The following is a 23,084-nucleotide window of genomic DNA, read 5'->3' on the forward strand; positions in this document are numbered from 1 at the left end:
GTAGCGTCGCGCGGTTGGCCGACTCGGTTAGAATTTTCCCCCATGGCCACCGAACCGCGCGGCGCCAAGCCGCCCTATCCCGAATACACGATCGATGAACTGGCGCGCGCGGCCGGCACCACGGTGCGCAATATCCGCTCGTACCAGGATCGCGGCCTGATCGATCCGCCCGAGCGGCGCGGCCGGGTCGGCATCTACACGCAAACCCATCTCGGGCGCCTTCGCCTGATCCATCACCTGCTGGCGCGCGGCTACACGCTCGCCAACATCATGGAGCTGCTCAAGGCCATCGTCGAAGGCCACGACCTGCGCTCCATCCTCGGCCTGGAGACGGCCATCAGCAGCCCGTGGAACAGCGAGGCGCCGCACCACTATTCCTACCTCGCGCTGGCCCGGCTGTTCGGCCGCGCGGTGTCGCGCCCGGCGCTGGCCAAGGCCATCGCGCTGGGGCTGCTGGAGCCGGACGGCTTCGGCTACCTCGCGCGCAGCCCGCGCGCGCTGATGGCCGGGGCGGAGATCGCCCGGGCCGGCTTTGGGCTGGAAGACGTGCTGGACATCATCGAGCATTCCCGCAGCCACTTCCAGGCCGTGTCCGACCGCATCGTCGGCATGGTCGTGCGCGAGCTGGACCGCTTTGGCGAGGGCCAGCTCCCGCCGCCGGCCGAGGTGCCCCGGCTGGTGGACATCCTCTGGCGCATCCGCCCGCTGGCGATGGTGGCCGTGGAGACCGAGATGATGCGTGCGCTGGAGATCTCGGCCAACAAGTACCTCGGGGACCGCGTCGCCGCGATCCTCGAACACCTGCACGATCCCGCCGAACCGCCCAACGAGCCCCGCGACTAGGCCGCGCTGCGGATCGACGGCGCGCGCGTGCTGGCCCCGGCCTGCAGCGCGGTCTGCTCGATTTCTTCGATCAGCGGCCCGATCCGGTTCAGCTCGGCCCGGTTGTCCTCGTCCCATGGATGGAAACCCGGCCGGAAGTAGTCGAACCATTCCGGGATCATCTTGCGCAGCACGCCCGGCGCGCCCCACAGGAAGTTGACCACCCCGCCGAAGCCGAGCAGCTTGTGGCGGCAGGTCTTGTCCGCCATCACCAGCCGCACATGGAACACGAACACCAGCGCCCAGAACGTGACCGTGGTGGTCAGCATGGTGAACGCGCGCAGCAGGTAGCGATACGGGCCGGGCTTCATCACGGCGTTCCAGACGTCGTAGGCAACGGCCTTGTGCTCGGTTTCCTCGAGCGCGTGCCAGGTCCACACCTGCCGGTAACCGGGCTCGGAGCGGCCCATGTGGCGCGGGTCGGACAGCATGCCGCCGGCCAGCATCGCCGTGTAGTGCTCCAGCGCGATGGTGTGCGCCAGCTGCCACGAGTGCGGCAGGATCTTGCGCAGCAAATTCAACAGTTTTGCTACAAAGTTGTCGAGCTGGCTTGCCGGCAGGCCCGCATCGTCGAGCAGCCGGTTATAGAGGATGTGCTCGCGCGTGTGCATGGCTTCCTGGCCGATGAAGCCCGCCACGGCGCGTTTCAGCGCCGGGTCGGTGAGCTGGTCGCGGTAGTGGCGCACGCTGTCCATGAAGAAGCGCTCGCCGGCCGGGAAGAAGATCGACAGCGCGTTGATGAAATGGGTGACGTGGGGGCCGCGCTCGTGCCAGTCGCTGATGCGGGCTGGCGGGAGGTGCGGATGCACGTCGCGACGGACTGGCATCATGATGTGAGCTCCTTGGTGGCGGACGGGACGCCGGCGGCGTCCAGGAACGGCAGGAGGTCGGCCGCCACGCGCTGCGGGTCTTCCTCCATCGGGATATGGCCCAGGCCGGCGTAGCGGCGCAGGGTGGCATTGGGCAGCCGCGCCAGGAAGGCGTCGGCGTGCGTGGGCGGAATCCAGCGGTCGCGCTCGCCCCACAGCACCAGCGTCGGCGCGCGCACGCCGGCCAGCAGGTCGGTGGCGAGGTCGGCGAAATCGAGCTTCGGCACCATCCGGCCGATGGCCTCGCGGCTGCCCTCCGCATAGAAGAAATCGACATAGCGCCGGAAGGTGGCCTCGGGCACGCGGGAGGCGTCGCCGTACACATCGCGCGTGGCCGCCCGGATGATCCACTCGGGCAGCAGGCGCGGCGCGGACCAGCGCACCAGCGCGTGGCGGAACAGATCTATATAGATAGGCAGTTGCATCGGGAACCCGGCGGCGTCGATCAGCACCAGCCGGTTGACCAGCGACGGGCGGCGCACGGCGAGGTCCCAGGCGATCAGCCCGCCCAGCGAGTTGCCGATCAGCGTGGCGCGCGAGACCTGCACGGCGGCCAGGAAGGCGTCGATGAAGTCTCGGTAGACGTGGATGTCCATCGTCACCACACGGCCGCGCGCGTCGCGCAGCGGGCCGGTCAGGCCGAACGGGGCGATGTCGAGCCGCAGCACGCGGTAGCGCTGGCGCAGCGCCGGCATCAGCCCTTCCCAGGTGTGCAGGGACGCGCCGAAACCATGGATCAGCACCAGTGGCTCGCCCTCGGGCACGCCCTCCTCGGTGTAGTGAACCAGCGCGCCCATCACCTGCACCCAGCGCGATGCCGGCAGTGCGTAGCGCCGCGCCAGCGTGGCGCGGGAGAGGCTGAAGAAGCCCACCCGCCCCTGCCCGAACCAGCGCGTAAACGCGCCCGGCGGCGCCTGCAGCGCGGCTTCCCGCGGCAACGCGGCGCGGGTCATGCGCGCTCTCCTTCGCTGGCCGCCGCCGGCGTGCCGTCTGGCATCAGCGCCTTGCGCTTGCGGCGCGTCTCGCGCACCACCAGCGACTGGTACGCCGCCGGCAGCAGGCGCGCCATGGCGTCTGCCGCGTAGGCATCGGGCCCCACCAGCACGCGCCGCTTGTTGGCGCGCACGCCATCCAGGATGATGCCGGCGGCCTTCTCGGGCGTGGTGATGAAGAACTTCTCGAACTCCTCGCGCCCCTGCTGGGCGTCGCGCACGAGCAGGCCGTTCACGCTGGGCGAGACGCGGCTGGCGCGCGCGATATTGGTCTTGATGCCGCCCGGGTGCACGGTGGTGGCCGAGACGCCGCAGTCCATCAGGTCGAGTTCCTGCCGCAGCGACTCCGTGAAGCCGCGCACCGCGTACTTGCTGGCGTTGTAGGCGCCCATGCCGGGCTGCGCGAACAGGCCGAACACGCTCGAGGTATTGACGATGTGGCCCTCGCCGCTGGCCTTGAGATGCGGCAGGAAGGCCTTCGTGCCGTGGACCACGCCCCAGAAGTTGATGCCGATGATCCAGTCGAGGTCGTCGTACTGCATGCCGTCCACGGTGCTGGACAGCGCCACGCCGGCGTTGTTGAAGATCAGGTTGACGCGGCCATGCGCGGCGGCCACGTCGTCCGCCCAGGCATGGACGGCAGCGCGGTCCGCCACATCGACGATATGTGTTGTTACCGTCACGCCAGGTGCATGGCGCGCGACCTGGGCGGCGGTTTCCGCCAGCCCCGCCTCGTTGCAATCGGATATGGCCACGTGGCAGCCTTCCTGCGCGAGCTGGATCGCCAGGCATCGGCCCATGCCCGAACCGGCGCCGGTGATGGCGGCCACCTTGTTTCGAAACACCTTCATGCGGGTCTCCTCTTCTTTTTGCGTGGGTGGCTAGACGCGGATCGCGTCGGCGTCTTCGGGCTGCGGCAGCCCGGCTGGCTGCCGCGCCGGCCAGCGCTCGTAGTCGGCCGGCTGGAAAGACTGCGTGGCGCGGCGGAACTGCCAGGTGAAGCCCGGCCACAGCGTGGTGTTCTTGCCGTTGCGCGGGTCGATGTACCAACTGGCGCAGCCGCCGGCGCTCCAGATGGCGTGGCCAAGCTTCTGCTGGATGTTGTGGTTGAACGCGGCCTGCACGGGTGGGCGCACGTCCACGGCCTGGAGGCGGGCCTGGCGCATGTGGCGCAGGGCATCGAGCACGTAGTTCACCTGTGACTCGATCATGAACACCATCGAGCTGTGGCCCAGCCCGGTGTTCGGGCCGACGATCAGGAACAGGTTCGGGAAGCCGGCCACGGCGGTGCCGAGGTAGGCCTGCGCGCCGTCGCGCCAGGCGTCGAGCAGGTCTTCGCCGTCACGGCCGACGATCACGCCGCGCGGCAGCGGGTCCGTGGCGTGGAAGCCGGTGCCGAGGATGATGCAGTCCGCCGGGCGGCGCGTGCCGTCGCGCATGACGATGGCGTCCGCCTCGACGTGGTCGATGCCGGTGGTCACCACCTCCACGTTGGGCCGCGTCAGCGCCGGGTAGTAATCGTTCGAAATCAGCACGCGCTTGCAGCCGATGGTGTAGTCCGGCGTCAGCGTGGCGCGCAGCATCGGGTCCGGCACCTGCCGCCGGAGGTGGCGGCGCGCGATGCGCTCCACCGCCTTCATCAGCTTGGGATGGAGCACGAAGCCGAGCACGCGCGATTCGAGCATCCAGTAGATCCCCGTGCGCGCCAGCGCCTGCGTGAAGGGCAGGTGGCGGAACAGCCAGCGCTCGGCGGCGGAGACCGGCCGGTCCGGCTTCGGCATGATCCACGGCGGGGTGCGCTGGTAGAGGTCGAGCTGATCGACGAGCGGCGCGATCTGCGGCACGAACTGGATTGCGCTGGCGCCGGTGCCGATCACGGCGACGCGCTTGCCGGCCAGCGGATAGTCGTGGCGCCACTGCTGCGAGTGGAACATCGCGCCCGTAAAGGTATCGAGGCCGGGAATATCGGGGATCGATGGCCGGCTCAGGCCGCCCATCCCCGACACCAGCACGCGCGCACGCACGCGCCGCCCATCGGCCATGCGCAGGCGCCAGCAGCCTGCCGGGGCATCCCAGGTGGCCTGCTGGAGCGCGTGGCCGAGGCGCAGGTGGGGGCGCAGGCCGAAGCGGTCCGTGCAGTGTTCCAGGTAGGCGCGGATTTCCGGCTGGGTCGAGAACATGCGCGACCAGTCCGGGTTCGGGGCGAACGAGAACGAATAGAGGTGCGATTGCACGTCGCAGGCGCAGCCGGGGTAGTGGTTGTCGCGCCAGGTGCCGCCCACCGCCCCCGCCTGCTCGAAGATCAGGAAATCTTCCTCGCCGGACTGCTTGAGGCGAATGGCCATGCCCAGGCCGGCAAAGCCGCTGCCGATGATGGCGATGTCGCAGGTGACTTCGGTGCCTAGACCGGCCGGCAGATCCACGGGTGCGTTCATAAGGGGCGTTCCGGTGGGTGCGCTGGCGGCGCCGGCTGGCGGCGGCTCGTTAGCGACACCGTTGATTGTGACATTGGTCGATGTCATCATAGGTAGCGCTTGCGGGCCGGGTCAATCCGATGGCTTGAAGAATTGCTCTATTTTTGGGGGATTTCCAGCGTCTTAGCCGTCACATGAAACGGCGACGCAGCGATGGGCGCAGCAGTGGGTACGGCTGTCATCCGCGCGTTTGAAACCGAAGGGGAAGTCAAAATTATTTTCGGCCGCTTCGGCAGAATCGCAACGCAGCGACAACAAGAACAACCGGAGACACCGCATGCCCCGACCGGCGACCACCGCCCCACCCCGCGCCCAACGTCCCTCAAGATCCTCAAGGCCATCAAGGCCCTCAAGGCCATCACGCCGCGCGTTCCTGCAGGTTGGTGCCGGCTTCTCGGCGGCCATCGCCTGCTCGGCGCTGTTCCCCACGCTGACCGGCTGCACGCCCGCCGATGCGCCGCCGCAGGCCGGCATGGCGTTCCTGCGTCCGGCCGATGTGACCCTGTTCCGCGCCCTGCTGCCCGCCATCGCCAGCGACCTGGCCGCGGCGGACGCCGCCACGCGCGAGACGCGGCTGGCCGCCGCCGTGAAGAACATCGACAGGACCATCGCCGCGATGGACCAGAACGGGCGCGGGGAACTGCGCAAGCTGCTCGACCTGTTGGCCAGCACGCCGCTGCGCTGGGCCGTGGCGGGCGTTCGGTCGCCGTGGGAGCAGGCCACGCCCGATGCGGTGCGCGCCTTCCTCGCACGCTGGCGCGCCAGCCGTTTCGAGACGCTCAACGCGGGCGGCGTGGTGCTGGTCAAGCTGGCCAGCGTCGCCTACTTCGTGCTGCCGGGCACCTGGGCCGCGAGCGGCTATCCCGGCCCGAATCCCGCGGTCTATCGCGCCCTCCACAGCTAAGGCTCCCGCTCATGGCCATCGACGATATTTACAGTGCCGGCATCGCGTCCGGCTGGAAGGTGCTGGACGCCGCCACGTTCACCGCGCCGCGCACGCTCGACGCCGACGTGGCGATCATCGGCACCGGCGCGGGCGGCGGCATCGCCGCCGAAATCCTCAGCGAGGCGGGCCTGCGGGTGCTGCTGCTCGAGGAAGGCGGGCTGCATACCTCGAACAGCTTCCGGGACATGGACGAGGCGCGCGCCTATCGCGATCTCTACCAGGAGGCGGCCGCCCGGGCGACGGCGGACGGCGCCATCGCCGTGCTGCAGGGCCGCTCGGTGGGCGGCAGCACCACGGTCAACTGGTCGTCCAGCTTCCGCACGCCGCCCCGCACGCTGGCGCACTGGGCCAGCGAGCACGCGGTGACAGGCCACAGCGAGGCGGACATGGCGCCGTGGTTCGCGCGCATCGAGGCCCGCCTCGGCATGGCGCCGTGGGCGATGGCGCCGAATCCGAACAACGCGGTGCTCAAGCGCGGCTGCGACCAGCTCGGCTGGGAATCGCACGTGATTCCGCGCAATGTGAAGGGCTGCTGGAACTCGGGCTATTGCGGCTTCGGCTGCCCGGTCAACGCCAAGCAGTCGATGCTGGTGTCGACGATTCCCAACGCGCTCGCCCATGGCGCCACGCTGGTGCACCGGGTGCGGGTGCGCAAGCTCGACCATGACGGCAAGGCCGTGCACGGGCTGACCGGCGAGGCCCTCGGCTTCGACGGCTATACGCCGACCGGCGTCACGCTGAGCGTGCGGGCGCGTCACGTAGTGGTGGCGGGCGGGGCCATCAACTCGCCAGCGCTGCTGCTGCGCTCGGGGGTGCCGGACCCGCACGATCTTGTCGGCCGTCGCACGTTTATTCATCCGGTGAATCTGAGCATCGCAGAAATGCCTGAGCTTATTGAACCGTACTATGGCGCGCCCCAATCCATCGCCTCGGACGAATTTCAATGGCGCAATGGCACCACTGGTCCGATGGGCTACAAGCTGGAGGTACCGCCGATGTTCCCGGGCATCAGCGCCGGCGTGCTCAACAACTTTGGCGATGCGCTGCGCCGCGAGATGGCCGCGTTGCCCCATACCAACGCCATGCTGGCGCTGTTGCGCGACGGCTTCGTGCCGGACAGCCCGGGCGGGCGGGTGCGCGTGGCCGACGATGGCAGCCCGGTGCTGGAGTACGCCCTGAGCGACTACGTCTGGGACGGCGTGCGCCGCGCCTGGCTGAGCATGGCCGAGGCCCAGTTCGCGGCCGGCGCCAAACGGGTGCGCCCGGCCCACCTGGACGCCGCCTGGTACACCAGTTGGCCGCAGGCGCGCGATGCCATCCAGACCCTGCCCCTGAAGCCGTTCCGCGCCCTGCTGTTTACCGCCCACCTGATGGGCGGCTGCGCGATGAGCGACGATCCGGCGCGCGGCGTGGTGGACAGCCAGGGCCGGCATCATCATTTGTCCAATTTGTCTGTGTTGGACGGGTCAGTGTTTCCGACCAGCATCGGGGCGAATCCCCAGTTGTCAGTTTTCGCATTGACGGCGCAAAATGTTATGTCGCTGTCAGCTCGCATCACGGCGTGATGAGACTGGCGGCGGCCCGCTCGGGGGGGCGGTAGTCGTTGGGTTGGGGATCGCGCAGCGCAGGCAAACCGCCGCCAGGCTTGGCATGACAAGGCATGGCGGGGGCGCGGCGACTGTGGCGACCCTACGGATTCGCGTAGGTTTTCTGCCTGGCGGATCGGTACTCGCGGTCTAGAGGAACTCTTCGAAAATTGCACTTGTGAAACAGTCGAGGCGGTGAAGTAGGCTTCGTACAACCGTTTCAAGCATCCGTACGCCAGCAGAGCAACGGAGCGACAGTGGTAGTGGATATTTGCAGGGGTCCACAGCAGTAATTTTGCGAGAGACACCCCATGAAGACCGGCAAAAGCACGGCAGGCGATACCAAGGCGCGGATCCTGGATGCGACCGAGAAGCTGTTCATCGAAGTGGGCTACGAAGCGACCTCCCTGCGGCAAGTCACGTCGCGGGCGATCGTCAATCTCGCAGCCGTCAACTACCACTTCCGCAGCAAGGAAATGATGATGCAGGCGGTGCTCGGCCGCCGGCTGGATCCTCTCAACACGCGGCGGCTGGCGCTCCTCGATGCCTGCGAGGCCCGCTGGCCCGGCCACGCCATCCGCTGCGAACACGTGATGGGCGCGCTGTTTGTGCCCGCGCTGCAGATGGCACGCCAGCCAGAGATCGGCGGTCCTTCCTTCCTGCGCCTGCTCGGGCGGGTGTATTCGGACACCTCGCCGTTCATCCAGTCCTACCTGATGGGGCACTACGCGCCGGTGTTCGGGCGCTTCTTCGAAGCCTTCGCCCGGGCGCTGCCGGACGTGCCACGCCAGGAACTCGGCTGGCGCCTGCATTTCGCCCTCAAGGCACTGGCCGGCGTGCTGGCCGGCGATGAACTCGGCAACCTGATGCCGGCGTTCACGCAGGGCAAGAGCATGAGCGATGCGCACGTGCTGGCCCAGTTGACGTCGATGGTGGTGGCGGCCCTCAAGGCGCCCGCGCCCGAGACGCAGGAACTGGGCGCGCTACAGGACGTGTTCGACATCGGCGATGCCCAGCAGGCCGACGAACAGGCCCATATGGAGGCCCTGGCCGCCACCGTGGAGAGCGAGGCCCACCAGGCCGCCGTTGCCACGGCCGCCGCCGTGAGCCGTGCCCGACGCGGCACGCGCACGGTACGCAACGAAGGGACCGCGCGCGCGGCCACCGCCAGCCTGGCGGTACGCCGCGAGATGTGTCCCGCCTTCCCCAGCAATCCGCTCGACGACTGGATGCGCACCCGCTCCAGGAACTAGCCGCGCGCGGCGGTCTCCACCGGGACCGCCGCCCTGGCACCGGGCGCGCGACGACCCACGTCGCGCCGGGATTGCCCTGATTCGAGATCGATTCTTTTCGCCACGCAAACCGCGAGGCGTGACGCCCTGCGCGCCACGCACGGGCGCCCTGCTGCCCGGAATTTGCCCACGCCTTGCGCAACAACAGACAAGGAGACACGCGATGAAGCCATTGCATCTGGTCGCCGCCATCGGCGCCGTCATCGGCCTGCTGGCCACGCAACACGTTGGCCTGCCGCTGGCTCGCGCCCAGACGGCGCCCCCGGCCGCCGCCCAATCCGCAGCACCGGGTACGCGCGCCGCCACGCCCTATGACGGCTTGCCCGCCGCCCAGCAGTCGGCGCTGTTCTCGAAGCAGACCGCCAGCGGCGAGCTGGCCGCGCTGCCCGATGCCCAACTGCTGGCCACCTTCGACGCCCTGCAGCCCGAGACCCTGCTGATGTGGGCGCGCGCCGAGATGAGCCGCTATCCCGAATATGAATACTGGATGACCCGCCAGGAGCGCCTCAACGGCCAGTGGCAGGACACCCCGGCGCGCATGATGATCCGCTACCGCCACCAGCCGCGCCAGCTCTACGCCAGGTGGCTGCCCAACGGCGTGCAGTCGGGGCAGGAAATCATCTACGACGAGACGCGCCGCAAGGACGAGATGTACGGCCACCTGGGCGGCATCATGGGCTTCACGTCGATGTGGATCTCGCTCGATGGCACGCTCGCCAGGTCTCAGTCGAACCATACGGTGCGCGACCTGGGCTTCCAGTTCGTGTTGTCGATGCTGGAGCGCGACGCGCGCTCGCTGCGTGCCGCCGGCCTCTCCGAGAAGTACAACCGCGCCGAGATCGTGCGCGAACAGGGGGTGCGCATGGTGGCGCTGACCTGGGACCTGCCCGAGGGCGCGCCCAAGTACTACGCCAAGAAGGTGCAGCTGATGCTGGACCTCAAGCACCCGTGGCCGCGCGTGGAAACCGCGTGGGACGCGGACGGCAACATGGTCGAGAAGATCGTGTTCGAGCGCGCGGTGAAGAAGACCTTCGACGCCTCCGCGTTCGACCCCGCCAACAGCGAATACAAGTTCTGACCGCCGCGCAGGTGCGCGCGCCGGGCGTTTGAATGTGGACGCGGGGGCCTCCGCGCACGGTTTGAACGCTGGCCTCCGCGCGCTTGCACGGCAACGCCGACAGGCCGGCCGCCGTTGTTTGGAACGACCGCTCTATTGACGCTCAAACGCGCCAGACGCGAGAGTCCGACCCACCGCGACAGATCCGCAGCAAGCGGACCGCCGGTCATAACAACATGGAGACAAGTCATGTCCGAGCTGCATCTTCGGCGCACGCCCGACCGCGCGCTTTGCTTCGCCGCCATCCTGGCTGGGGTAAGCCTGACGCTCACGCTGGCCGCTTGCGGCGGCGGTGGCGATGACCCGGGCACCGCTGCGCCCGCCGCCGCGCAGCAGTGCGGCGCCACCCACAGCTGCCCCGCCACCGGCCCCACGCAGAACCAGCCCGTGGCCGCGCTGTGCCCGGACACGCTCGACTACAACACCACCTACACGGGCGGCTCCGGCGCCGGTGAACTCGTGAAGATGCAGTTCGACTCCACGCAGGGCACGTACCGCATCCAGATCCTCGAATCCGCCGTGCCGAAGGCCACCAACGACATCTACCCGACGCGCGCCGGCGTGACACTGACCGGCACGATGGCGCATCCCACGCGCCCGCTGCCCACCCCGGCGCAGAACCAGTGCGCGTACGAGCTGAAGACGGCTACGGCCTCAGACGGCGTGTCGCAGGCGCTGATCGACCCGGCCAACCCGCCGATCATCTTCATCGGCAACGGCGTGGCCGGCGGCGGCATTCCCGGGGCGACGATCGAGTACGCCGGTATCGTCGGCATCGGTGCGATTCCCCGGACCACCTTCCCGATGTACCCGGTGCTGGCCTTCGCCCAGACCGAGACCGACTTCGCCAAGGTGGCCGGCACCTACAACGTGCTCGGCTATCACCTCGTGCCGTCCGGCGGGGAGCTGTTCCCGGCCGGCTACTTCCTGCCCGCCACGGCGCAGACCGTGGAGACGCTCAATGCCGATGGCACCTGTCACGCATCGAGCGGCAACTGCGTGACCACGGGCCAGCCGTGGAAGCTACGCGCGGGCACCGACGGCGCGTTCGACAGCGACAACGCCAACAGCAGCCAGCCCTACCCGCACTTCTTCGACAAGGCCTTCCTGCAGGACAACAACAGCCTCGCCAAGGGCGTGCTGGTGGTCGGCAAGCTCGCCGGCGCGCAGGTGCCGCTGCTGATCCGCGTCGGCTATGCCCGCATCGACCTGGCGGCGAACATCCTCAGCGTGGATGACGAATCGGGCCTGGCGCTGCTCTCGCCCACTACCGCCACCGCGCAGGCGGCGATGCAGGGCAGCTACATCGGCTCCGGCAGCGACTTTAAGTACCTGTCGTCGATCGTCCACGACAACCTCGTCGCGCTGATCGATCCGCAGGATTCGTCGCTCAAGCCGGTGGGCGGCTTCCAGATGGACTTCACGCAGGCCACCCAGCCCGGCGTAGTGGCCACCACCGACAACAGCGGCGTCACCGGCAAGCTGATCACCACCGGCCCGGTCTACGCGCACCTGTTCGGGCCCGCCGCGAGCCCCACGTTCCGCGTGAGCGCGCTGGCCAGCCGCTGATTCCGCACCCCACACCATAAGAAAGACCAAGGAGACGCCTCATGCCCCAACTGCCCTCCCCGCTTCCTGACTCGCTTCCCGTCGGCAACCATCGTCGCCAACCGTGGCTGGGCCGCGTTGCGCTGGTACTCGGCGCCACCGCCCTGCTCGCCGCCTGCGGTGGCGACGGGGACGGCGGCGGCGGCACCGCCACGCCGGCCGCCGCGCCGGTGCGGCTGTGCCCGAGCGCCATCGACTATTCCACGCCCTACATCGGCGGCACGGGCTCGGGCGAACTGGTCAAGGTGCAGATCGACACCACCCAGCGCACCTGGGCCGTCACCTTCCTCGATTCGTCGGTGCCGCGCACCACGGGTACGATCAAGCCCACCCGCTCCGACCCCACCGGCGGCAAGAACGTGATGACCGGCACGCTGGCGAAGGAAACCGGCCTGCCGACCGGGAAGCTCAACCAGTGCGCGTTCCAGCTGCTCGGCGCCAGCCTGGACCCGGCCCGGCCGGCGCGGCTGTTCATCGGCCAGGGCGTGATGGGCGGCACCATTCCGGGGGCGCGCATCCAGTTCAACGGCATCGCCGGCGCGGGTTCGGTGCCGGACACCACCTTCCCGTTCTTCCAGTTCATCGGCTTCGCACAGACCGAGACCGACCTGACCAAGATTGCCGGCACCTACAACGGCTCCGGCTTCCATGAGGTGCCATCGAAGAAGTTCCAGATGGTGGCGCAGGACTACCGCATGGCGCTGGCGGCCGATGGCTCGTTCACGGTGTGCGACAACAAGGCCGGCGGCACCTGCAAGCAGCGCGGCGACAAGTTCGTGCCGCAGGACAACGGCACGCTGCTCTCCACGCACTACGAGGGCGAGTTGCCGCCGACGCTGGGCGCCGTGCTGGGCCGCGCCTACCTGATCGTCGGCAAGCTGGCCGGGCACCTGGTGCCGATCATGATCCGGGTGGGCTTCGCCAATGACGACTTCACCCAGTTGCCGGTGGGCGCCGACGACGAGATCGGCATCGGCATGATGGCGCAGGCGGTCTCCGCGCCGCAGGGCACCTACAACGCCGAGTACGTGGGCGTGGACAGCAATTTCGAGTACCGCGTGACGGCGCTGGTCGATGGCGACGCGGCCATGCTCGACCCGTTCCGCGCCTCGGACGCCACCCTGGCCACGGCGCTGAAGCTCGACTTCTCCCAGACGGTACCGGGCGTGGTCACCACGACCCGCAAGGACGTCGGCGCCAGCGGGCCCAAGGGCAAGTTCATGTTCACCGGCCCGCGCGGCGTGTTCGGCTTTGTCGAGGACCGCAACGGCTCGCCCTACTTCACCGTCGGCGCGTTCGTCGAATAACGGACAGGAGACCTAAGATGACACTGCAACGCCTGTCCATGCACCGCCTGCTTGCCATCATCACCGCGCTTGTCGCGTGGGCTGCCATGCCGACCGCCCACGCCCAGAAAGCGGGGGACAATGTCGTCTCGGCCGGCTGGTTCCATATCCAGACCCATGGCACGAGCCCGCCGCTGACCACCAGCGTGGTAGATGTGCCGATCAACTACCCGCTCGGCCTGCCCTCCACGTTCACGGCGCCGGGCAGCGGCCTGTCGACGTCGAACGCCGATACGCTGGGGCTGACCTTCAGCCACTTCGTCACGGACCATATCGCCGTGACGGCCGTGGGTGGCATTCCGCCCGAGTTCAAGCTGTACGGCCACGGCGAGCTGATCCCGCCCGGGCCGGCCGGCGCGCTGGGGCGGCAGAGCCTGGGCGATCCGTCGCTGAACCCGATCATCACGCGCGCCCGCCAGTGGAGCCCTGCCGCGATGGTCCAGTACCACTTCCTGGAGCCCGGCACGCGCTTCCGGCCGTTCCTGGGCGTGGGCGTGTCGTACAACTTCTTCACCGATATCCGCGTCAATCCGGCCTTCGCGGAATCGGTCAACAACAACCTCGGCGCGGTGCTGGCGGCCGGCGCCGGCATCCCGGGGCCGACTTCGGTGCATGCCGATGCCTCGTCGTCGTGGGCGCCGGTGTTCAACGTCGGCGGCACCTACAACTTCAACGAGCACTGGGGCGTGACGGCGGCGGTGACCTACATCCCGCTGAAGAGCACCTCGACGATGACCATCAAGGCGTCCGACGGCACCACGCTGTCCACCTCGAAGACGAAGCTCGAACCGAATCCGATCATCTTCTTCCTGGCGGCGACGTACAAGTTCTGATCCGGCGATTCCAAGCAAAAAGGGCGAAGCTCGCGCTTCGCCCTTTTTGCATCTGCGTTACCGCAGTCCTTACTGTGCCGAGGTGCCCGTCGGCGGCGTGGTGGCCTGCGCCACTGCACCCGTCTCGGTCAGCCCGCCGCCCAGCGCGCGGTACAGGTCGATCGAGTTGACCAGACGCAACTGCCGCGCCTGGATCAGCGCCTGCTCGGCGGAGAACAGCTGGCGCTGCGCGTCGAGTTCGTCCAGATAGCTCGCCACGCCGCTGCGGAAGCGCAGCCGGGACAGCTCGTAGCGCGCCGATTCCGCGTCGCGCTGCTGCTGCTGGCCGGCCACCTGCTCTTCCAGCGTGCCGCGTGCCACCAGGGCATCGGCCACTTCGCTGAAGGCCACCTGGATGGTCTTCTCGTAGTTCGCCACCTGGATGTTCTTGCGCACGTTGGCCAGGTCGAGGTTCGACAGGTTGCGGCCATAGTCGAAGATCGGCAGCACCAGCTGCGGCGAGAACGACCAGACGTTGGCGCCGGAGTCGAACAGGTTGGTGAACGACGTGCTGATGTTGCCGGCACTGGCGGTCATCGTGATGCGCGGGAAGAACGCCGCCCGCGCCGCGCCGATGTTCGCATTGGCCGACAGCAGCGCCTGTTCGGCCTGGCGGATGTCCGGACGCTGCGTCAGCAGATCAGACGGCAAGCCTTCCGGGATGTCGCTGATGATGCGCTCGTCGGACAGCTGCATCGGCGCCGGCAGGTTGGCGAGCTCGCCGATCGGCTTGCCCACCAGTACTTCCAGCGCGTTCTGCGCCTGCGCGCGCTGGCGTGCCAGCTGCGCGGCGGCCACGCGGGCCTGCGCCACGAGCGATTCGTTGTCGCGCAGATCCAGAGCCGAGGTCGCCCCCGCATCGAAACGCCGCTTCGCCAGCTCGAACGTGCTCTGGCGCGCTTCCAGCGTATTGCGGGCCAGGTCGTACTGCTCGGCCGCCGCGCGCTCCGCCAGATAGGCCTTGGCCACTTCCGACACCAGCGAGATATAGGCGGCGCGATGGGCCTCTTCGGTGCTCAGGTACTGGGCCAGCGCGGCGTTCGACAGGCTGCGCACGCGCCCGAAGAAGTCCAGCTCCCACTGGGTCACCGACAGGCCCACCTGGTAGATGTTGCCCGTGAACGATTGATCGACGCCCGAGGTCGCCCCCGAGAAGCGGCCGCGCTGGAAGCTCGCGTTACCGTTCAGGGTCGGCAGCAGGTCCGCGCGCTGGATGCGGTACTGGGCGCGTGCTTCCTCGATACGCAAGGCAGCCGTGCGCAGGTCGCGGTTGTTCTCCAGCGCGGCGGCGATCAGCCCCTGCAGGCGCGGATCGGTGAAGAAATCGCGCCAGCCGATTTCCGTGGCGCGGCGGCTCTCGCCGCTCTTCACCTCGGCGGACGCATAGCCCTCCGGCGCCGCCGGGAAGCCGGCGGCCACCGGCGCGGCCGGACGGTCATAGTGCGGCGCCAGCGTGCAGCCCGTCAGCACGCCGGCCACCAGCAGCAGTGTGGTCAGTGTCTTGGTCATGTCAGTTTTTCTCCTGGGCTTCTTCCAGGCGCGCGCGTTCCCGCTCGTGCTGGCTGGCGCTGCCCTTGAAGCGGCCGCGCACCACCACGAAGAATACCGGCACCAGGAAAATCGCCAGCACCGTGGCCGTGATCATCCCACCCATCACGCCCGTACCGATGGCGCGCTGGCTGCCCGAGCCCGCGCCGGTGGCAATCGCCAGCGGCAGCACGCCCAGGATAAACGCGAACGACGTCATCAGGATCGGCCGGAAGCGCAGGTGCACCGCCTCAAGCGTCGCCTCGACCAGCCCCTTGCCCTGGGCCTGCAGGTCCTTGGCGAATTCCACGATCAGGATGGCGTTCTTCGCCGAGAGACCGATCGTCGCGATCAGGCCCACCTTGAAGTACACGTCATTGGGCATGCCGCGCAGCGTCACGCCGAGCAGCGCGCCGAGCACGCCCAGCGGTACCACCAGCAGCACCGCCACCGGGATCGACCAGCTCTCATAGAGCGCGGCCAGGCACAGGAACACGATCACCAGCGACAGCGTGTAGAGAATCGGCTCCTGCGAGCCGGCCAGGCGCTCTTCGTACGACTGGCCCGACCACTCGAAGCCGAAGCCCGGCGGCAGCTTGGCGAAGTTCTCCTCCATCACGCGCATGGCCTCGCCCGTGGACTTGCCCGGCGCGGCCTGGCCGGCCAGCTTGACGGCCGGCATGCCGTTGTAGCGCTCCAGGCGCGGCGAACCCATGATCCACTGCGAAGTGGCGAACGAGGCAAAGGCCACCATGTCGCCATTGGCGTTGCGCACGCGCAGCTTGGTCAGGTCGTCCGGCAGTTGCCGGTCGGCGCCCTCTGCCTGCACGATCACCCGGCGCACGCGGCCTTCGTAGATGAAGTCGTTCACATACGAGGAACCGAAGGCAACGGTCAGCGTGTTGTTGATGTCTGCCACCGTCACGCCCAGCGCCCGCGCCTTTTCGCGATCGATGTCGATGCGCAGCTGCGGTGCGTCTTCCTGGCCCTCCGGGCGCACGCCCTGGAGCACCGGATTCTGCGCCGCCATGCCGAGCATCTGGTTACGCGCTTCCATCAGCTTGGCGTGGCCCTGCCCTGTGCGGTCCTGCAGGCGGAAGTCGAAGCCCGACGAATTGCCGAGTTCCGAGATCGCCGGCGGGTTCAGCGGGAAGATGATCGCGTCCTTGATGAACGACAGCGCGCCGAACGCGCGGCCCACCAGCGCCTGCGCGGTCTGGTCCGCGCCAGTACGCTCCTTCCAGTCCTTGAGCCGCACGAAGGCGATACCGCCGTTCTGGCCCCGGCCGAAGAACGAGAAGCCCGCCACCGTGATCATCTGGTCGACGACCTTCGATTCCTTCTGCAGGTAGTAGTCCTCGATCTGCTTGAGCACGCCGATGGTGCGCTCCTGCGTGGCGCCCTGCGGCAGCTGCACGACCGTGATCATGTAACCCTGGTCCTCATCGGGCAGGAACGACGACGGCAGGCGCTGGAACAGCAGCACCACGCCGGCGATGATCAGCGCGTAGATGATCAGGTAGCGGCCCGAGCGCTTCAGGATGCGCGCGACGATGCCCTGGTAACCGGTGGACGCCGTGGCGAACGTGCGGTTGAACCAGCCGAAGAAGCCCTTCTTCTCCTCGTGATGGCCGGCCTCGACCGGCTTGAGCAGCGTGGCGCACAGCGCCGGGGTCAGCGTCAGCGCCAGCACGGCCGAGAACGCCATCGAGGCAATCAGCGACAGCGAGAACTGGCGGTAGATGTTGCCGACCGAGCCCGAGAAGAACGCCATCGGGATGAACACGGCGGTCAGCACCAGCGTGATGCCGACGATGGCGCCGGTGATCTGGCCCATGGCCTTGCGGGTGGCCTGGCGGGGCGAGAGCCCCTCCTCGCTCATGATCCGCTCGACGTTCTCCACGACCACGATGGCATCGTCCACCAGGATACCGATGGCCAGCACCATGCCGAACATCGTCAGCACGTTGATGGAGAAGCCGAAGGCGAGCATCGCCCCGAACGTGCCGAGCAGCGCCACCGGCACCACCAGGGTCGGGATCAGCGTGGCGCGGAAGTTCTGGAGGAACAGGTACATCACCAGGAACACCAGCACCACGGCCTCGAGCAGCGTCTTGACCACTTCCTCGATCGAGATCTTCACGAAGGCGGAGGTGTCGTACGGCACGCTGAACTCGTAGTCCGGCGGGAAGTAGCGTTGCAGCTCTTCCATCTTCGCGCGCACGGCGGTGGCCGTGGCCAGCGCGTTACCCGTGGGCGCGAGCTTGATGGCGATGGCCGACGCCGGCTTGCCGTTGATGCGCGCCAGCGTGGAGTAGTCCGCGCCGCCCAGTTCCACGCGGCCCACGTCCTTGATGCGCACCGACGACCCGTCCGGGTTCGTGCGCAGCAGGATGTTGGCGAACTGCTCCGGCGTGGTCAGCCGGCTTTCCGTGCTGACCGTGGCGTTCAGCTCGGTGCCCCGGGGCGACGGCGTGCCGCCCAGCTCGCCCACGGCGACCTGGATGTTCTGCTCGGAGACCGCGGCGGTCACGTCCAGCGGCGTCAGGTTGTAGCCGGTCAGCTTGGCCGGGTCCAGCCAGATGCGCATGGCGTACTCGGTACCGAACAGGTCGGCCGAGCCCACGCCGGGCACGCGGCGGATGGAGTCCACCACCTGCGCGGAGACGAAGTTACCGAGCGCGATCGCATCCGTGTTGCCGGACTTGGACGAGACCGTGATGAACATCATGTAGTTGTTGCCGGCCTTGTCCACCTTCACGCCCTGCTGGCGCACCTCCGCCGGCAGGCGCGCTTCCACGCGCTTGAGGCGGTTCTGCACCTCCACGGAGTTCAGGTCGACGTTCGAGCCCGGCGCGAACGCGATGTTGATCGACGCCAGCCCGGACGCCTCGCTTTGCGACTCGTAGTACAGCAGGTTCGGCGCGCCGTTGAGTTCCTGCTCGATCACGGACACCACCGAGTCCTCGATGGTCTTGGCGGACGCACCGGGGTAAGTCGTGGTCACCGAAATGATCGGGGGGGCGATGTTGGGGTACTGGGCGATCGGCAGCTGCAGGATCGCCAGCACCCCGCCGAGCGCGATGATCAGCGCGAGCACCCACGCGAACACCGGCCGGTCGATAAAAAACTTGGCCATGAATCTGGCTCCCTAGTTATTGCTTGATGGGGCGATGGGCGCGGGTTCAGCCCTGGGTGGCCGGGGTCGACGCAGTCTTCGGCGCCTGGAACGGCACGGCCTTGGCGGGCGCGCCCGGCTGCACCTTCTGCAGCCCTTCCACGATCACCTTCTCGCCGCCCTTCAGGCCTTCGGTGATGATCCAGCGGTCGTCGATCGCCTGCGGTGCCTTGACCGGCACCACGGCCACCTTGCCGTCGGCACCCACCACCATCACGCTGGCGCCCTGGGCCGTGCGGATCAGCGCGCGCTGCGGCACGGTCAGGGCGTTCTCGTCCACGCCCTGCTCGATCTTCACGCGCACGAAGGTGCCCGAGAGCAGTTCGCGCTTGGCGTTCGGGAACTCCGCGCGCAGCGTGATCGAGCCGGTGGTCGGGTCCACGGTCATGTCGGTAAACAGCAGCTTGCCGGTCTGGCCGTACTCGCGGTCGCCCGCCTCGGGGAACAGGTGCACGCGTGCACCGCCATTCACACCCTTGACCTGGCCGGTCTCGATAGCCCGGCGCAGGCGCGCCACTTCGGCGGCAGGTTGCGTGAACGTCACCCAGATCGGGTCGACCTGCTCCACCACCGTCAGCTTGGTGGCTTCGCCCTTGCCGACCAGCGCGCCTTCGGTGACCAGCGCGCGGCCCACGCGGCCGGAGATCGGCGCAGTGACCGTGGTGTAGCCCAGGTTGATCTGGGCCGTGGTCACGGCAGCCTTGGCAGCGGCGATGTCGGCGTTGGCCTGGCCGGCAGCGGCCACGGCATCGTCGAACTCCTGCTTGCTGACCGCGTTGGCGGCCACCAGCGGCTTGTAGCGCTCGGCCTTCTGGCGGGCGGAGACGGCATTGGCCTCGGCCCGTTCCAGTTGCGCCTTGGCGGACGCCAGTTGCGCCTGGTACGGGGCCGGATCGATGCGGAACAGCACCTGGCCAGCCTTCACTTCGCCGCCTTCGGTGTAGTTGCGGGACAGCACGATGCCTTCCACGCGGGCGCGCACTTCGGCGGTCCGCACGCCTTCCAGGCGGCCCGGCAATTCATTGATGACGGCAACGGCGGACGGTGTGACGGTAACCACACCCACTTCCGCCGGCGGCATGGCGCCGCCCTGCGGAGCCTTCTGGCCGCAGGCAGACAACGCCAGGACCGCCACGGCGGCGGCAACGCAATGGATACGTTGGGACTTCCTCATCGATAACCCCATGATGATGTTTGAGATCTGCCGCACTGGCCGCATGTGACCACCGGACGGGCGCGCCTCCTGTGGTGGCGAGTGCGGGAAAAACGCAATACGCACCGCAAGCCGGCCCCCTTGAGGGGGCGCATGGCTAACGGCGTTGGTGCGGTACAACTGGCAGGTTGGAGCCCGGGGCACCGGCCGCGACGTCACTTTGCGTGCAGGGCGTCACTGGATCTTGGGCTGGCCGGCGATCGAGCAAGCGCGTAGTATATATACATTCAAGCATGTATGTTAAGTCCCACCCGCAAACAGCGCCTTTTACAACACTTAGAAGCGCGGCCCTTTTGAGGCGATCTTGACGATTTGCGTCAACAGTGAGCACGAATATTGCGGGCAGGTTAGGATGCGCCCCGCTGATTGGCGGTGTCGCCATGAATAATGAGAGGATGTCGTCACAATTATGTGGCACAACGGAGACCTGGGCGGCTAAGCGTCCGCTGGCAGGAAAGAGGAAATGGTCAGACGTACCAAGGAAGAAGCGCAGGAAACCCGCAACCGGATCCTGGATGCCGCCGAGGCGGTGTTCCACGCCCGTGGCGTGGCGCGCCCGTCACTTGCCGATATTGCCGAGGCTGCCGGCGTCACGCGCGGCGCCATCTATTGGCACTTCAAGAACAAGAGCGATGTCTTCGCGGCCATGTGCGACCGCGTGAACCTGCCCGTGGAGGCGCTGATCGCCCCCGAGCGGCGGGCGCTGCGCGAAGATCCGCTCAACAGCATCCGCGACATCTGCGCCTTCGTGTTCAAGCAGACCGTGGTGAACCCGCAGTGGCGCCGCGTGTTCGAGATCATCTTCCACAAGTGCGAGATGGTGCAGGACAACGGCGCGATCTTCGAACGCCAGCGCCAGTCCCACAAGGAAGGGCTGGTCAAGATGCACGAGCACCTGCGCATGGCTGTGGAATGCGGCCAGTTGCCGGCGGACCTCGACATCCCGCTGGCCGTGAATGCCTTCCACGCGGCGATTGGCGGCGTGCTGGCGCACTGGCTGTTCTCGCCCGAGGATTTCGAACTCAACAACGAAGCCGAGCGGCTGGCCGACGCCATGATCGACATGCTGCGCTTCTCCACCGCACTCCGGCGCGGCTACGTGCCGCGCCCGATGGCGCCGATCGACGCCGAGATGGCCACGCTCTGCGCGTCGTCCACCCCGCAGGCCCTGGCGGACTGAGCCCACGCCCCAGCGCTATCCCCGCAGCGCCTCGCGCCAGCGCGCCAGGAACGCCCGCTTGCGCAGGGCGTCCTGCGCGGCCAGCAGGCCGGGGCCCACGCTGATCGGCTTGAGCGCATAGCCCAGCCGCTCCGCCAGCGTCTGGGCCGTGTAGGCGCTGTCGGTATCGGTGCGGATCGTATAAAGCTGGGAAGTGGACTTGCCGAGCTGCGCCTGCCCCTCGCGCGACAGCACGAAGTCCAGCCACAGCCGCGCCGCGTTGGGCCGCGGCGCCTGCCGGGCGATGAACGCCACGCGGGACATCACCAGCGTGTAGTCGCGCGGCGCGATCACCCCGATGCTGGCGCCGCGCTCCATCAGCGACAGCGCGTACGACCCCAGCAGGTTGTAGCCCAGCACCAGTTCCCCGCTGGCGATGCCTTCGATCATGTCCGCCGTCGAGGCCGACAGCTTCACGCCGGCGCGGCCCAGCGCCTGCGCCAGATACCAGAACTCGCTGCCCATGCGCGCATCCTGCTGCGCCAGCAGGTAGCCCACGCCCGAACGCTCCACGTCATAGGTCACGATGCGCCCGCGCCACTGCGGCCCGCGCTCCTGCAGCAGCCGCGCCAGCCCGCTGCGGCTGCCGGGCACGTGCGCGCCATCGAAATGCTTGCGGTTGTAGACGATCACGGCCGGCTCGAAGGTCGTGCCCCAGGCCTCGTCACGCCAGACCGCCCAGCTTGGCAGGCCGGCGCGCTCGGGCGAGTTGTAGCGCTGGGCATAGCCATCGTTGACGAGCTTGATCTGGAGGTCCATCGCCGTGCTCCACAGCACATCGGCAAAGGCCGCGTCGCGCGGCGCGCGCGTAGTGCCCAGCGCCGCACTCTCGGCCAGGAAGCGATCGTTCAGCTCCACCGTGTTCAGGTCCGCGTAGCGCACGCGCACGCCGGGATAACGCGCTTCGAAGGCCGCGATCAGCGGCTGCACCACCTCAAGATCCGTGGACGCGTAGACCGCCACCGCGCCCTCCCGCTGGGCCCGTTCGATGATGCCGGCGTACTCGGGCGGATAGCCGGCCGGCACGCGCGGCGCGGCGTGGGCCAGCGCGGGCAGGGCGGCCAGCGCGGCCCCCGCGCGCAGCAGGTGCCGGCGCACCGGCGATGCGGGCGACGCGGGCGCGGAGGATGGCGTCGGCAGGGACGATGTCAGGACGCGATTCGGCAAGGCGGAACGGAGGGCGATGAGGGACAGGCCGCCGACACCGGCGGGCAGGGCGGAGGTATTATAGGCGCCCTCGGGACGCGCCCGCGCCCTCGATTCCCGATCCGGCGGAGGAGGTCCGGCATGCGTATCCTGCTGGTAGAAGATGAGGTGGAACTGGCCCGCTGGGTGGCCCGCGCGCTGGAGCAGGGCGGCTTCGTCATCGAGCACGTGGCGGACGGCCTGCAGGCCGAAGCCCGGCTGATGGCCGAGGAATACGACGCCGTGGTGCTCGACCTGCGCCTGCCCGGCAAGGACGGCCTGGCCGTGCTCAAGGCCATGCGCGGCCGCGACGACCGCACGCCGGTGCTGATCCTGACCGCCCAGGACACCCTCGACGAACGCGTGCGCGGCCTGAACCTTGGCGCCGACGATTACCTGCCCAAGCCGTTCGCCATCGCCGAACTGGAGGCGCGCATCCTCGCGCTGATCCGCCGCAGCCGCGGCCGCGCCCATCCCCGCCTGCAATGCGGCACGCTGGTATTCGATGGCGAGACGCGCAGCTTCACGCTCGGCGGCGCCCCGCTGGCGCTCACGCCGCGCGAATCCACGCTGCTCGGTGCACTGCTGGCCCGCAGCGGCCAGCCGCTGACCAAGGCGCAACTGCTCGACAAGGTCTTTTCGCTCGATGCCGACGTGAGTCCGGACGCCATCGAGGTGCTGGTCTACCGCCTGCGCAAGAAGCTGACCGGCCATGGCGTGACCATCGTCACGCTGCGCGGCTTCGGCTATCTGCTGGAACCCGAGGCCGAGGCCTGAC

At 68.3% G+C, this 23,084-nt stretch carries 18 protein-coding genes; 10 read left to right on the forward strand and 8 right to left on the reverse strand.

Translation table 11 applies throughout. The features are described 5' to 3' along the window. The first annotated feature begins 42 nt into the window (after window positions 1–42). Window positions 43–843: a MerR family transcriptional regulator gene (locus tag KHO18_RS16180; protein ID WP_211943547.1), complete on the forward strand. Its 801-nt coding sequence runs from the start codon at window positions 43–45 to the stop codon at window positions 841–843. Here KHO18_RS16180 and KHO18_RS16185 read toward each other — a convergent pair. From KHO18_RS16185 to KHO18_RS16200, 4 genes are read right to left on the reverse strand one after another with little or no spacing between them, the layout of a single operon-like run. Continuing rightward, window positions 840–1,712 (reverse strand): metal-dependent hydrolase, encoded by an 873-nt coding sequence (locus tag KHO18_RS16185; protein ID WP_144202852.1) that lies wholly within the window; start codon window positions 1,710–1,712, stop codon window positions 840–842. The genes KHO18_RS16180 and KHO18_RS16185 overlap by 4 nt on opposite strands. Then, window positions 1,709–2,704, reverse strand: a complete 996-nt coding sequence (locus KHO18_RS16190; protein WP_144202855.1) for an alpha/beta fold hydrolase — start codon at window positions 2,702–2,704, stop codon at window positions 1,709–1,711. Before KHO18_RS16190 ends, KHO18_RS16185 begins: the two co-directional genes overlap by 4 nt. After that, complete coding sequence (locus tag KHO18_RS16195) at window positions 2,701–3,594, reverse strand: SDR family NAD(P)-dependent oxidoreductase (RefSeq protein ID WP_144202858.1); 894 nt, start codon at window positions 3,592–3,594, stop codon at window positions 2,701–2,703. The genes KHO18_RS16190 and KHO18_RS16195 overlap by 4 nt, the downstream gene beginning before the upstream one ends. A gap of 30 nt (window positions 3,595–3,624) precedes the next feature. Then, entirely contained in the window at window positions 3,625–5,178 is a 1,554-nt protein-coding gene (locus KHO18_RS16200; RefSeq protein WP_211943548.1) for a flavin-containing monooxygenase, read from the reverse strand. Window positions 5,179–5,494: 316 nt separating this feature from the next. Between KHO18_RS16200 and KHO18_RS16205 the strand changes: the two genes are divergently transcribed. From KHO18_RS16205 to KHO18_RS16235, 7 genes are all read left to right on the forward strand, one after another. Then, window positions 5,495–6,121, forward strand: coding sequence for a hypothetical protein (locus KHO18_RS16205; protein WP_244844848.1), 627 nt, complete (start codon window positions 5,495–5,497; stop codon window positions 6,119–6,121). Window positions 6,122–6,132: 11 nt separating this feature from the next. Further along, complete coding sequence (locus tag KHO18_RS16210) at window positions 6,133–7,728, forward strand: GMC family oxidoreductase (protein ID WP_144202864.1); 1,596 nt, start codon at window positions 6,133–6,135, stop codon at window positions 7,726–7,728. 332 nt (window positions 7,729–8,060) lie between these two features. Continuing rightward, entirely contained in the window at window positions 8,061–9,002 is a 942-nt protein-coding gene (locus KHO18_RS16215; protein WP_144202867.1) for a TetR/AcrR family transcriptional regulator, read from the forward strand. Window positions 9,003–9,204: 202 nt separating this feature from the next. Further along, window positions 9,205–10,119 carry a DUF1571 domain-containing protein gene (locus KHO18_RS16220; RefSeq protein WP_144202870.1) on the forward strand — a complete coding sequence of 305 codons (915 nt, stop codon included), beginning with the start codon at window positions 9,205–9,207 and terminating at the stop codon, window positions 10,117–10,119. 228 nt (window positions 10,120–10,347) lie between these two features. Beyond that, on the forward strand, window positions 10,348–11,727 hold the full coding sequence (locus tag KHO18_RS16225) for a DUF2957 domain-containing protein (RefSeq protein WP_144202873.1): 1,380 nt from the start codon (window positions 10,348–10,350) through the stop codon (window positions 11,725–11,727). Between the two features lie 41 nt (window positions 11,728–11,768). Beyond that, window positions 11,769–13,073, forward strand: coding sequence for a DUF2957 domain-containing protein (locus KHO18_RS16230; RefSeq protein WP_144202876.1), 1,305 nt, complete (start codon window positions 11,769–11,771; stop codon window positions 13,071–13,073). Between the two features lie 38 nt (window positions 13,074–13,111). Beyond that, the gene (locus KHO18_RS16235; RefSeq protein WP_377732640.1) at window positions 13,112–13,945 is read left to right on the forward strand and encodes an OmpW/AlkL family protein; all 834 of its coding nucleotides are present in this window, start codon (window positions 13,112–13,114) and stop codon (window positions 13,943–13,945) included. A gap of 69 nt (window positions 13,946–14,014) precedes the next feature. Here KHO18_RS16235 and KHO18_RS16240 read toward each other — a convergent pair whose 3' ends face one another. The 3 genes from KHO18_RS16240 to KHO18_RS16250 are packed head-to-tail and all read right to left on the reverse strand — an operon-like array spanning window position 14,015 to window position 19,863. Continuing rightward, window positions 14,015–15,493 carry an efflux transporter outer membrane subunit gene (locus KHO18_RS16240; protein ID WP_144202882.1) on the reverse strand — a complete coding sequence of 493 codons (1,479 nt, stop codon included), beginning with the start codon at window positions 15,491–15,493 and terminating at the stop codon, window positions 14,015–14,017. A gap of 1 nt (window position 15,494) precedes the next feature. Beyond that, a complete protein-coding gene (locus tag KHO18_RS16245; protein ID WP_144202885.1) occupies window positions 15,495–18,650 on the reverse strand; it encodes an efflux RND transporter permease subunit in 3,156 nt (1,051 codons plus the stop codon). A 46-nt stretch (window positions 18,651–18,696) separates the two neighbouring features. After that, entirely contained in the window at window positions 18,697–19,863 is a 1,167-nt protein-coding gene (locus tag KHO18_RS16250) for an efflux RND transporter periplasmic adaptor subunit (RefSeq protein WP_211943549.1), read from the reverse strand. Between the two features lie 502 nt (window positions 19,864–20,365). Here KHO18_RS16250 and KHO18_RS16255 point away from each other — a divergent pair. Beyond that, window positions 20,366–21,082 carry a TetR family transcriptional regulator gene (locus KHO18_RS16255; RefSeq protein WP_144202890.1) on the forward strand — a complete coding sequence of 239 codons (717 nt, stop codon included), beginning with the start codon at window positions 20,366–20,368 and terminating at the stop codon, window positions 21,080–21,082. 15 nt (window positions 21,083–21,097) lie between these two features. Here KHO18_RS16255 and KHO18_RS16260 read toward each other — a convergent pair whose 3' ends face one another. After that, complete coding sequence (locus KHO18_RS16260) at window positions 21,098–22,219, reverse strand: ABC transporter substrate-binding protein (RefSeq protein WP_211943553.1); 1,122 nt, start codon at window positions 22,217–22,219, stop codon at window positions 21,098–21,100. Window positions 22,220–22,408: 189 nt separating this feature from the next. On the opposite strand from KHO18_RS16260, the gene KHO18_RS16265 reads away from it, so the two are divergent. Next, a complete protein-coding gene (locus KHO18_RS16265; RefSeq protein ID WP_092291052.1) occupies window positions 22,409–23,083 on the forward strand; it encodes a response regulator in 675 nt (224 codons plus the stop codon). The last annotated feature ends 1 nt before the right edge of the window (window position 23,084 follow it).

Origin of the sequence: Cupriavidus campinensis, from assembly GCF_905397395.1 — a bacterium.
In the GTDB taxonomy this organism is placed as follows: domain Bacteria; phylum Pseudomonadota; class Gammaproteobacteria; order Burkholderiales; family Burkholderiaceae; genus Cupriavidus; species Cupriavidus campinensis.

Coding starts and splice junctions, on each gene's coding strand:
- KHO18_RS16265 (WP_092291052.1), top strand. CDS start 22,409: ATGCGTATCCTGCTGGTAGAAGATGAGGTGGAACTGGCCCGCTGGGTG.
- KHO18_RS16185 (WP_144202852.1), bottom strand. CDS start 1,712: ATGATGCCAGTCCGTCGCGACGTGCATCCGCACCTCCCGCCAGCCCGC.
- KHO18_RS16200 (WP_211943548.1), bottom strand. CDS start 5,178: ATGAACGCACCCGTGGATCTGCCGGCCGGTCTAGGCACCGAAGTCACC.
- KHO18_RS16255 (WP_144202890.1), top strand. CDS start 20,366: ATGGTCAGACGTACCAAGGAAGAAGCGCAGGAAACCCGCAACCGGATC.
- KHO18_RS16205 (WP_244844848.1), top strand. CDS start 5,495: ATGCCCCGACCGGCGACCACCGCCCCACCCCGCGCCCAACGTCCCTCA.
- KHO18_RS16180 (WP_211943547.1), top strand. CDS start 43: ATGGCCACCGAACCGCGCGGCGCCAAGCCGCCCTATCCCGAATACACG.
- KHO18_RS16215 (WP_144202867.1), top strand. CDS start 8,061: ATGAAGACCGGCAAAAGCACGGCAGGCGATACCAAGGCGCGGATCCTG.
- KHO18_RS16230 (WP_144202876.1), top strand. CDS start 11,769: ATGCCCCAACTGCCCTCCCCGCTTCCTGACTCGCTTCCCGTCGGCAAC.
- KHO18_RS16220 (WP_144202870.1), top strand. CDS start 9,205: ATGAAGCCATTGCATCTGGTCGCCGCCATCGGCGCCGTCATCGGCCTG.
- KHO18_RS16225 (WP_144202873.1), top strand. CDS start 10,348: ATGTCCGAGCTGCATCTTCGGCGCACGCCCGACCGCGCGCTTTGCTTC.
- KHO18_RS16190 (WP_144202855.1), bottom strand. CDS start 2,704: ATGACCCGCGCCGCGTTGCCGCGGGAAGCCGCGCTGCAGGCGCCGCCG.
- KHO18_RS16235 (WP_377732640.1), top strand. CDS start 13,112: ATGCACCGCCTGCTTGCCATCATCACCGCGCTTGTCGCGTGGGCTGCC.
- KHO18_RS16240 (WP_144202882.1), bottom strand. CDS start 15,493: ATGACCAAGACACTGACCACACTGCTGCTGGTGGCCGGCGTGCTGACG.
- KHO18_RS16250 (WP_211943549.1), bottom strand. CDS start 19,863: ATGAGGAAGTCCCAACGTATCCATTGCGTTGCCGCCGCCGTGGCGGTC.
- KHO18_RS16195 (WP_144202858.1), bottom strand. CDS start 3,594: ATGAAGGTGTTTCGAAACAAGGTGGCCGCCATCACCGGCGCCGGTTCG.
- KHO18_RS16245 (WP_144202885.1), bottom strand. CDS start 18,650: ATGGCCAAGTTTTTTATCGACCGGCCGGTGTTCGCGTGGGTGCTCGCG.
- KHO18_RS16210 (WP_144202864.1), top strand. CDS start 6,133: ATGGCCATCGACGATATTTACAGTGCCGGCATCGCGTCCGGCTGGAAG.